7 protein-coding genes are annotated in these 9,752 nt (G+C 58.1%); 3 read left to right on the top strand and 4 right to left on the bottom strand.

All coding sequences use genetic code 11. The annotated features are described in order from the left end of the window. Positions 1-641 precede the first annotated feature (641 nt). Together rplM and rpsI are read left to right on the top strand one after the other, a co-directional pair. Complete coding sequence (gene rplM / locus Poly41_RS33380; protein ID WP_146531707.1) at positions 642-1,085, top strand: 50S ribosomal protein L13; 444 nt, start codon at positions 642-644, stop codon at positions 1,083-1,085. Between the two features lie 63 nt (positions 1,086-1,148). Continuing rightward, positions 1,149-1,562, top strand: a complete 414-nt coding sequence (rpsI, locus tag Poly41_RS33375) for a 30S ribosomal protein S9 (RefSeq protein ID WP_146531706.1) — start codon at positions 1,149-1,151, stop codon at positions 1,560-1,562. Positions 1,563-1,966: 404 nt separating this feature from the next. Here the strand turns inward: rpsI and Poly41_RS33370 are convergent, their stop codons facing one another. The 4 genes from Poly41_RS33370 to Poly41_RS33355 form a co-directional block, all read right to left on the bottom strand. Next, positions 1,967-2,668 carry a Do family serine endopeptidase gene (locus Poly41_RS33370; protein ID WP_146531705.1) on the bottom strand — a complete coding sequence of 234 codons (702 nt, stop codon included), beginning with the start codon at positions 2,666-2,668 and terminating at the stop codon, positions 1,967-1,969. Between the two features lie 98 nt (positions 2,669-2,766). Beyond that, a complete protein-coding gene (locus Poly41_RS33365; protein ID WP_146531704.1) occupies positions 2,767-3,267 on the bottom strand; it encodes a hypothetical protein in 501 nt (166 codons plus the stop codon). A gap of 834 nt (positions 3,268-4,101) precedes the next feature. Continuing rightward, entirely contained in the window at positions 4,102-6,375 is a 2,274-nt protein-coding gene (locus Poly41_RS33360; RefSeq protein WP_146531703.1) for a protein kinase domain-containing protein, read from the bottom strand. A gap of 1,278 nt (positions 6,376-7,653) precedes the next feature. Then, entirely contained in the window at positions 7,654-8,298 is a 645-nt protein-coding gene (locus Poly41_RS33355) for a sigma-70 family RNA polymerase sigma factor (protein WP_197231989.1), read from the bottom strand. A gap of 520 nt (positions 8,299-8,818) precedes the next feature. Between Poly41_RS33355 and Poly41_RS33350 the strand changes: the two genes are divergently transcribed. Further along, on the top strand, positions 8,819-9,322 hold the full coding sequence (locus Poly41_RS33350) for a PDZ domain-containing protein (protein ID WP_146531701.1): 504 nt from the start codon (positions 8,819-8,821) through the stop codon (positions 9,320-9,322). Positions 9,323-9,752 lie beyond the last annotated feature (430 nt).

Below are 9,752 nucleotides of genomic sequence, written 5' to 3'. Positions count from 1 at the left end.
ATCAGGGTCAATGTTGGTGTTCCGAACCCCTCACCCCCGGCCCCTCTCCCCTAAAAGAGGGGCGAGGGGAGCCAGGATTCTTCCAGGATTGCCAGGATTGAAGGTCAACAATATTTTTGACAGGCCACCCCCAACCCCTCTCCACGCGTGGCGAGGGGAGCCCTATTCCAGCAGATCGTCCCAATTCAACTCGATTTCGGCTTGCCACTTGGACAGGTCCACAGCATTTGGCTCATCCCGCCCGCCCCTGACATCCGGCGACGATCTCGCGAATGGAAACCCGCCGCTGGGCGATCCTGGGCCAGGCCGATTCTCCTCGCTAGTGCTTTGTCAATCTTTCATTTTAGGGTTCGAGGGACCGGAGGGCTTGCGCCCCTGCCGCTAAAACTTGTAGCGGAACGGCGCGAGCCGTCCGGTCTCACCCTCATTTTTAATCGGGACAACGCGCTAGGCCTCGAAGCGGTGGCAAAATGAGGACAAATCGCGACCATTTCACCCCAAAAGGCCTTGCCCCTAACCGCTCCGGGCTATAAATTCCTCGATTCGCTCGCGTCAGCATTGCGCGGCGAATCCCGAAAAACAATCATCCATTTGTTCCCGATACTGAAAAAGACAAGCTCGTGGTCGCTCAACGAACATTCATGGCCAAGCCCGACCAAGTGGCAAAAAAGTGGCATCTCGTCGATGCAAATGACGAAGTGCTCGGCCGATTGGCGAGTGACATCGCCGTGTATTTGATGGGAAAACACCGTCCTGAATACACGCCGCACGTCGATTGTGGTGACTTCGTTGTCGTCATCAACGCCGACAAAGTGGCGATGACCGGGCGAAAAATGGAAGCACGCCACTACACGTGGTACACCGGCCACCCCGGGCTCCGCTTGGAAAGCTATGCGGACCGTCAAGAACGCAAGCCCGAAGATCTGATCTACCATGCCGTCCGCCGCATGTTGCCCAAGAACAAATTGGCGACCCAAATGTTGTCCAAACTGAAAATCTACGCGGGTCCCGAGCACCCTCATTCGGCTCAACAGCCGGTTGAGATGAAGCGAGTGGGCAAGAAGGCCAACGCCGCCAACGCCTAAGTTCTAAGTTCCGCAGAACCACGAAACCATTCCACAAAACACCTCCACCCCCATTTTGAATCTATGGTCGCTGTAAAGAAGGACAAAATCAACGGAGATGCGCTCGGCACCGGGCGTCGTAAGAGTAGCGTTGCTCGAGTACGCGTGCGTGCCGGAAGCGGCAACGTGACCATCAATTCAAAGCCGTTGAACGAGTACTTTGTGAATGCTCAAGACCAAGCGAGCATCATCGCGACGCTTGACGCCGTTTCACTGGCCGACCAAGTCGACGTTTTGGTGCGAGTCGGTGGTGGTGGCATGACCGGGCAAAGTGGTGCGGTTCGTATGGGCCTTGCACGGGCTTTGGTCAGCTATGACGAAACGCTCCATGAGCCGCTTCGTGAAGGCAGCTACTTGACGCGAGATTCGCGAATGAAAGAGCGTAAGAAGCCAGGTCTACGCGGTGCCCGTCGAGGCGTCCAGTTCAGCAAACGTTAATCCAAACGTTGTTGGGCCTACTCAAAATTTGACCTGCCACCGTTTTGGGATGGCAGGTCATTTTTTTTGTGCTTGGGCTTTTTTTTGCACTTGGTCTGTGTCCATTCAAATCGAACCGAGCTGCCCTCGCCCCGTTGAGTTCGTGCAGTTCTTAAGTTATTGATTGAAAAAGACTTACAAGATTTACCTCTCCCTCTGGGAGAGGTCGAGCCTAAGCGAGGGAGAGGGAAAACGGGCTGCGATGACAGCATGAAATTCCAGCACGGTATCTATACTGGCCCTCCCCCTCGCAGCGCTCGACCCCTCCCGCGGCGCGGGCAGGGGTCGGATATCTAAACTTTGCAGCAGTCACAACTTAATAACTGCACGACCACTTTCGGGGAGAGGGCCTGGCGGTTGGCCGCTTAATAACTCACCTTGCGGCGAAGTTGGTCAGCAATCTCCGCTGGCAACGCATCGATCTGTCGATCGACATCGTTCCGGTTGCCTTGGATGTCGATTGTTTCCGCTCCGCGGGACGTCATCAAGGTCGCTTGGATGCGAATCTGGCCGTTCACGTTGCTGACCGACACGCTCTCGCCTGTGTTCGACAACGCCGTGTTCGGTAACGATGGGCTCGATGCCGACGAATAGGCTCGTGACATGGTCGCCAATTCAACTACCGCGGTTCGTAGCCCTTTTTCGGTCAACAGCTCGACGGTGGCACCGTCATGCACGGGGCGAACATCTTGGATGCGGCTCAGGTCCTGCGAGTCAATCGACAGCATCACCATACCGGCTTCGATGCCAGCCCGATCTGCCGCAGATCCTTTCGCAACCTTAACGACCAGCAATCCGTTGCCGTTTGCCAGCAAGTCGTGGCATTGGGTGAACAGTGCCGGGACCTTCATCACTTGGATTCCCCAAGTTTGGCAGGGAGTGGTTTTGGGGGGCATCCCAAAGATCGGGGCGTTGCCGTTGGCTGGCCCGACAGGCATGCCTGACATGACTTGGCGGCGAATCGAATCCACGTCGACTTGGCCCGATGAATCGAACAGAGGTGGCTGAGCACAGCAAAGAGTCACGGTGGTGATTGCAGCAACAGCGAGGGTAGCGAGGCGATACATGATTGGGTTTCCTTGAAAGAGAGATGGTTTTTGCGAAGTCGAGGGCTGAGGTTTGATGCCCCTTCCGAAAGGAACGGGCGATGGATTGGGGAGGTGGCTTACCAGCGGCGGAAGAACCGACGGGTCCGGGCACCGGTGTGAGTATGGGTATGGTTTCCGAATCCCGTCACGTTGCTGCCGCCCGAAATGCCTCCGAACGTTTGTTGGGTGCCGCCGCCCGCGATCACTCGCGAATTACCGCCGATCGTCCGGACGCCACCGTGGCTGACATGCGTGCCATTTTGTCCGATCGACAGATTGAAATTATGTCCCACTCCGACGCCGCCGTGGTTCACGCCGATCGAATGCGACAGGGACAATCCGTTCGGTCCCGCACCGATCGCCAAGCCGCGACCCATGCTTCCGCCCGGTCCGACGCGTGAGTCCGTGTCGGTATGCGTCCACATGCCACCCGCTGTGGCATCGGCTCCGGCGAAACCAGGGCCGACATCGACGATCGTGCCCGCGCTTTGAGCGTTCGCGGTGACCGTCATCAAGCAGGCGGCAAGTGAGGCGAAAAGGGACGTGCGAACGGCGTTAGAGAGTAGGTTTTGAAACATCGTGGTGTCTCCTGCAAAGAGTGAGTGTGAATGGGTTGAACACTCTGCAAGGCGAACCCCAACCGCCAAAGGGGCCAAAAAAATGTTGGAGTTCAGGCTTCAGCCGCAAAAAGTCAGATCTCAGTCACCAGATCAAAGTCAACGGCAAGACAAGATCGCCTAAAGGCTACGACTCCAGCGCACACCGCCATCGCCTGAAGCCCTTGCTCTCGCGTATCGATTGTCCGCCTTGCTCTGGGCTGATGCAAATGCTGTGGACGCACCCAAGCCGTCAACCCAACTACACGCTGGCTCCCTTCTCCCCCGATTTTCGGGGGAGAAGGGCTGGGGATGAGGGGGTGTGCGCTGGAGTCGTAGCCTTCGGGCGATTGCGGAATGAGCAAAAGCGGCTAAAGCCTGAACTCCAACCCCTCTCCTCGCGAGAGGTCGTGCAGTTTTTAAGTTGTGACTGCTGAAGTGTTTAGGTATCCAACCACCCCTGCCCGCGCAGCGGGAGGGGTCGAGCGCAGCGAGGGGGAGGGCCGGTATAGAAACAGTGCTGGAATTTCATGTTGTCATCGCAGCCCGTTTTCCCTCTCCCTCGCTTAGGCTCGACCTCTCCCAGAGGGAGAGGTAAATCTTGTAAGTCTTTTTCAATCAACAACTTAAAAACTGCACGACCGCGCGAGCGTGGGGGACGGCAGACAAATGACACACGGATTCCTGTTTTCTTTCATGCCGCAGATATTTCAGCCATGAGCCCCAGATCGCGGATAGCGCATCCGGGGTGGGAAAGGCAAGCCAGCCTCCTTCGGGGTCGCTTGCCCATTCGAACTCACGTTCATCCGGCCCCCCCTACTCGGCTTCGCTGACCACCACGATCCATCCGGTATCGGCGACCTCGGCCGACCGACCGCGGATCATCACCGGTTCCATCGCTACAAGCGCCCGTTCGTCTCGAATCGGATCGTCGATCTCGACCACCATCTCTTCGAGCGTCCGCGGCGCTGCCATTTCGGAGGGGTAGGCGCGTTGGCGGCGCAACTGCAACATTCGCGTGACCCACGCGTCGCTCAAATGCGGCAACTCATCCCGCTCGCTTCGCTGTCCTAAATCGGGGTGCTGCAGCAGCAGGCCGCGTTGTTTTTCAAACTGATCCGGTCGGGTGTCGATCAACCACGTGTTGGGGTCCATCGCAAAATCGCCCAGTTCAACCGACATCCCCATCACCCCGATCCGCTGTCGCGCATAGTTCTCGACCTCCGCATCGTAGATCGGCACCGAGAACGAAACCTTTAAGGTTCGCGTGTTGGTGCTTTCATAGGCCGCCGACATATGGACGATGCGGCCCGAAAGTGGCTTGGGCATGTCGGCGTCGTTGCTGATCGTACTCAAGTCCAAATCGTGACCGCGGCCATGAAAGTAGTCGCGGTGTCGAAAATTGCGACCGATGCTGTCGCCCGCTCGAACGCGAGCCAGCTGGGTGCCTTCGATGCCTTGCACAAACCACGAATCCGATTTGACGGCTTGTTGGTTATCGATGTATCTCGCTTGTAGCCAATTCTGCAGCTCACTGCGCTCGGGGTCCAACGCGCTCAACAGCAGTGCTCCGGCGTCACGGTTTGGATCGGCCGGCGTTTCCGGGATCTTGGCATTCAGATCCAAGATCAATTGCCGAAGCACCGGCGAGGCGGCTTCCGCCTCCAACACACGCCATCTTAAATCGATTTCGTTGCCAATCGACTTTGCCAAAAACTTCGCCGACGTCGCCATCGACTCACGCCGCAAACGTTCCGTAATGGTATGAGCCTCTTCGGCATCTTTGCGCAAATAGGTTTCGCGTGTTGCGTAGGCCCCCAGTGTCAAAAAGGCGAATCCGGCCAAGATCGACCCCAGTACCAATGCCACCAGTGCCGTTTGTGTCGCGCTGCGGTGATGGCGTGCCACACGCATCCAGCGAGCGACCCACGATTCCTGGTGAGCTGCGACCGGTTCATCCGCCAAAAAGGCCTCGACATCTTCGGCCATCTTCAATGCGGTCGCATAGCGATCGGTCGGCTTCAGTTTCAGTGCCTTGTGAGCGATCGAGGCCAGTGGCGGAGGGACGCTCGGTCGAACTTCGCGAACCGGCGTCAATTCTCCATCGATCACCCGCTGTTTGATCTGTGCAAAGGAATCACCGTCGACCGGTGGTCTGCCGCACAAGATCTTGTACAGCGTTGCCCCCAAGCTATAGACATCGCTCGCCGGTGTCGGATCCAATTTCGATGCCTGTTCCGGGCTCATGTAGACCGGCGTCCCGGCGCCGTGGCCCGACGTGCTGCTGTCGCTCGAAAGCGCCGGCATCAGCGTCTGCTCGCCGCTCTGGCGAAACGGTTCGTCACGGATCACCGGGATCGCCAATCCCCAATCGACGACGATCGTTTCACCGTACTTACCCAGCATGACGTTGGCGGGTTTGATGTCGCGATGGACGATACCGCGGTTGTGCGCGTAGGCGATCGTTTGACAGACCGACACGAAATGGGTCAGCAATTGGCGGTAGCGACGATCGTTCTCGATCCGGTGCGTCGCCGTTTCGGTCGTGTGTTCGTGCAGCGAGCGAACAAGATCGTCCATCGATTGCCCATCGATAAACCGCATCGCGTAGAACGGATCGCCATCGGAAGTTTCGCCGATGCCGTACAGCGGAATCACTCCGGGGTGTTCGAGCCGCGCGGTCACTTCGGCTTCCAATCGAAAGCGTTCGCGGCAAACCGGGTCGCTCGCCAGGTGTTGGTGCAGGAACTTGACCGCCACACGGCGATGTGCCGACATGTCCTCGCCGACGTAGACCGCCCCCAGACCGCCTCGCTGCAAGAACTCCAATTCTTCGATTGAAGATTGGACCGGCAATCGGACGCCAACCAGCTTCTGAGATTTGAAACCCGTACCGAGGGGGCCCTTGCCGATTCGGGTATCGATCGCTCGCAGTTGTGCGATCCGCAATCGCACCTCGTCAAACAATTCGGGATGCGAGGCACAAAGCGATTCCGCCGAGATCGATTCGCCTCGCTCGTGAGCCTCCTCCCAACGATCCAGTAGATCGTCGATTAGCGAATCGGGATCACGGCTTTCGAGTTCGCTCATGGCGCGGTCGGTGGGTGTGGGATGATCATCGTACGTTGCGACCGCATCGCCGTCGGTGGGTTTGGATTGATCCCGAAGGGGATCACAGAGGGTAGCCGTGGGCCGAGCGTAGCGATGCCCACGGATAACGGTTGCACGACGATGGGGGCGATCCTGGAGGGATTGATCCCGAAGGGGATCATAGAGGGTAGCCGTGGGCCGAGCGTAGCGATGCCCACGGATAACGGTTGCACGACGATGGTCCGATCCTGGAGGGATCGGAGATGCATTTGTCTGCGACCGCTTTCGCGGTCGAAAGCGTGTGTGGGCGATCTCGGTTCCGGGGGTGTTCGCTTTCGCTCAAACCCCCGGCTACGATCTTGGACCACGACGTGGTCCGGTGGATTGATCCCGAAGGGGATCACAGAGGGTAGCCGTGGGCCGAGCGTAGCGATGCCCACGGATGACGGTTGTACGACGATGGTCCGATCCTGGAGGGATCGCAGATGCATTTGTCTGCGACCGCTTTCGCGGTCGAAAGCGTGTGTGGGCGATCTCGGTTCCGGGGGTGTTCGCTTTCGCTCAAACCCCCGGCTACGATCTTGGACCACGTCGTGGTCCGGTGGATTGATCCCGAAGGGGATCACAGAGGGTAGCCGTGGGCCGAGCGCAGCGATGCCCACGGATGACGGTTGCACGACGATGGTCCGATCCTGTAGGGATCGCAGATGCATTTGTCTGCGACCGCTTTCGCGGTCGAAAGCGTGTGTGGGCGATCTCGGTTCCGGGGGTGTTCGCTTTCGCTCAAACCCCCGGCTACCATCTTGGACCACGTCGTGGTCCGGTGGATTGATCCCGAAGGGGATCACAGAGGGTAGCCGTGGGCCGAGCGTAGCGATGCCCACGGATAACGGTTGCCTCGCGATGGAACCGATCCTGGAGGGATCGCAGTTCGGACTCTGCGACCGCTCACGCGGTCGTTCACGGTTGGCAGGCGTTGCGGTTCCGGGGGTGTTCGCTCCGCTCAAACCCCCGGCTACCCTCTTCGACCGCCTCGCGGTCGGTGGTTGCCGGATGATCGCCGTGTCCTGCGACCGCCTCGCGGTTGGTGGGTTGATCCCAAACGGGATCACAGAGGGTAGCCGTGGGCTGAGCGTAGCGATGCCCACGGATAACGGTTGCCTCGCGATGGAACCGATCCTGGAGGGATCGCAGCTCGGATTCTGCAACCGCATCGCGGTCGGTGGGATGACCGTCATACCTTTCAAAACAACACGTCCTCTCCGAATCGCAATCTCTTTAAATCGCAATACTCTGTCGGGTCGAATCATTCAATCGATCGTGCAGCATCAACCTTGCTGATCGCCACAGTCGTTTCACACTTCGTGTTGAAACCCCCAGCAGCTCCGCCACCTCGTCTTGCTTCAATTCATGGTACCACAGCAATTCGAACACTTCTCGCTCGCGGTCAGGCAATTGGTCCACGCATTCGTGAAAATCGCTCCACGCTTGCAGCTCCGCGGGGTTCCCCGTCGGGTCCCCCGGATCGAAGGCTGCGGCGCGGTCCTGGAGCGCGCCGGCATCGCGAGGCTGGGTGGCATGGTTGGCCCCTTGGCCTTGCGGCCCGCGATAGTGGCGGCACAAGTCGATCAACTCGCGTCGGATCTGGAGTGCGGCCAAACGAAAAAAATGCCGCGTATCGTCGATCTTTGTCGAAGACATCGCTTGATACAGCCGCATCGAAGCATTTTGAAAGACATCCTCGGTCTGTTCCCAGCGTCCCACGCCACGGAAATCGCGTTTCATCTTGGCCGTCAAACGGATCAGCCGGTCTTGGGTCAGATTCAGCAGTTCGCCGCGAACCGCCGTATCACCGTCGCGAAGCATCTGCAAGCAGCGTTCGATCGCAATCGTCTGTTCGCCAAAACAAGAAGGTTCCGACATCGTCATTCCCATCACAAAAAAAGTTCAACGCAAGTGTTGGAGTTCAGGCTTCAGCCGCAAAAAGTCAGATCACAGTCACCAGCAAGACAAGATCGCCTAAAGGCTACAACTCCAACACCTACCGCAATCGCCTAAAGGCTACGACTCCAGCGCGTGTTGGAGTTCAGGCTTAGCCGCCTTCGATCCTTGCGAGTTCACCCAAATCGCTCGCACGCCAATTCACAGTACTTCAAACGATGGTACCACCATCGCCCCCCACTTATCCACCAAAAAAGCGGCCGACCACGGCAAGCAAATCAATTTTTCACATTCGGGAAAGCAAAACGCAATCAAAGCCCGCAATCGGTAAAGGCAGTGAGCAGTGAGCAGTGAGCAGTGAGCTGACATCTGACATCTGACATCTGATTTTTCTTGTCCCTTTTCCTTGCCCGGTTCCGCTGTGTCAGGGTGTTGAGACGAGCTCGACACACGAAACACAAACGACACCTTCACTCTCCTTCCCTTTCGAGGAACCCGAACGATGAAAACGACCGCTATCCTGACCGCACTTTTCGCTGCTCTGATGACCCTTTCGACCGCGACGGCACAAAACCGAGTGCAGGTCGTGCCGACGCCGATGCCCATCGCACCTCCCGGCCAGCCGGCAGCCGTTTACTTCCTTGGCGTTTACACCTCGACCGTCATGCTGCCGGGATCGGGCGGCGGTGGCCCACTTGGACCGGTTGCGATGGTCCAGCCACGGATCATGCCGGTGCCGGGTCCAGGCCCTCAGCCGCAGTACGGGCAACGGATCGACAGCGTCGTGCCGGGATCACCCGCCGCGGCAGTCGGATTGGAGCGAGGCGACATCTTGGTGACGGCGAACCATGTTCCGTTAACGTGCAAAGGCGAATTGTCGCGAGCGATCAACAGCAGTGGCGGTCAACTGCATTTGACGGTGATCAATGTCCGCACGGGCCAGCCACAGCACTTAACGGCCTACCCACGCTACCAAGGCGGCCCGGTCGCCTACGGCAACCGCTAAGGCGAGCATAGCCCACGGATCCCAACCAAGCCGGCCCTTCCAAACGAAGGAGCCGGCTCGGCTCGTTGGAGTTCAGGCTTCAGCCGCAAAAAGCCAGATCACAGTCACCAGCGAGACAGGATCGCCTAAAGGCTACGACTCCAGCGCCCGTTGGAGTTCAGGCTTTAGCCGCTCGAGCGCAACACAAACTCAAGCCGGGCTCCCCTCGCCCCATTTTGAGGTCGTGCAGTTTTTAAGTTGTTGATTGAAAAAGACTTACAAGATTTACCTCTCCCTTTGGGCTCGTTGTACCACATAAGTTAGACGCTTGAAAAATTTTTTGCACCTGGCCCAAAAGCGTTCCATGCGTTGGACAGGTCGTAGGATCTCTGGATTCCAACCCAAAGCGTTTGCGTCCCAGGATCGTTCTTTGGTCGATCGATGAAGCCGC

It is taken from the genome of Novipirellula artificiosorum, from assembly GCF_007860135.1.
In the GTDB taxonomy this organism is placed as follows: domain Bacteria; phylum Planctomycetota; class Planctomycetia; order Pirellulales; family Pirellulaceae; genus Novipirellula_A; species Novipirellula_A artificiosorum.
The sequence above is the reverse complement of the archived record's forward strand: the minus strand, read 5'-3'. Positions and strand labels throughout refer to the sequence as shown.

Coding starts and splice junctions, on each gene's coding strand:
- rplM (WP_146531707.1), top strand. CDS start 642: ATGGCCAAGCCCGACCAAGTGGCAAAAAAGTGGCATCTCGTCGATGCA.
- rpsI (WP_146531706.1), top strand. CDS start 1,149: ATGGTCGCTGTAAAGAAGGACAAAATCAACGGAGATGCGCTCGGCACC.
- Poly41_RS33370 (WP_146531705.1), bottom strand. CDS start 2,668: ATGTATCGCCTCGCTACCCTCGCTGTTGCTGCAATCACCACCGTGACT.
- Poly41_RS33365 (WP_146531704.1), bottom strand. CDS start 3,267: ATGTTTCAAAACCTACTCTCTAACGCCGTTCGCACGTCCCTTTTCGCC.
- Poly41_RS33360 (WP_146531703.1), bottom strand. CDS start 6,375: ATGAGCGAACTCGAAAGCCGTGATCCCGATTCGCTAATCGACGATCTA.
- Poly41_RS33355 (WP_197231989.1), bottom strand. CDS start 8,298: ATGTCGGAACCTTCTTGTTTTGGCGAACAGACGATTGCGATCGAACGC.
- Poly41_RS33350 (WP_146531701.1), top strand. CDS start 8,819: ATGAAAACGACCGCTATCCTGACCGCACTTTTCGCTGCTCTGATGACC.